The following is a 487-nucleotide window of genomic DNA, read 5'->3' on the forward strand; positions in this document are numbered from 1 at the left end:
GCCGATTGGGTCATGGACGGCGGTGCCGTCATCAAGGTGCTCATTACCGCCGTGGTGGGAATCGTCGGCATCTGGTTTGCCTGCGATAACGGCTTTGCCAACGACATGTCGCCTAAGACCTTCATTCCAGATTTGGGCGACACCGATTCGTTGACGTACCTATCGATCATCCTGTTCAACTTTATGGGCTTCGAGGTGGTCGCGACCTTTGCCAGCACGATGAAAAACCCGTCGCGTGATATCCCCAAGGCGGTTATCGCCGGTGGCGTCGCCATTGCGGCGATCTACATTATCTGCGGCATCGGCATCGGGGCCGCGGTTCCCACCGAGCGGCTTTCGCTCGATTCGGGCATTGTGGACGCGGTCGCCGCCATGCTGGGGCGCAGCCATCCGCTGACGATGGTCGTGGGCGCGGCCTTTTTGGTGACGCTGTTCGCCAACATGATCTGCTGGAGCTTTGGCGTCAACAACGTGGCGAGCTATGCCG

The 487-nt window shown here is 59.8% G+C and carries 1 protein-coding gene; it reads left to right on the forward strand.

Going from position 1 to position 487, the window contains the following annotated elements:
* The coding region (locus tag ACTQZF_RS09260; RefSeq protein ID WP_441555115.1) for an amino acid permease at positions 1 to 487 on the forward strand (487 nt) is incomplete at both ends.

Source organism: Collinsella sp. LCP19S3_H3 (assembly GCF_052119145.1).
In the GTDB taxonomy this organism is placed as follows: Bacteria; Actinomycetota; Coriobacteriia; order Coriobacteriales; family Coriobacteriaceae; genus Collinsella.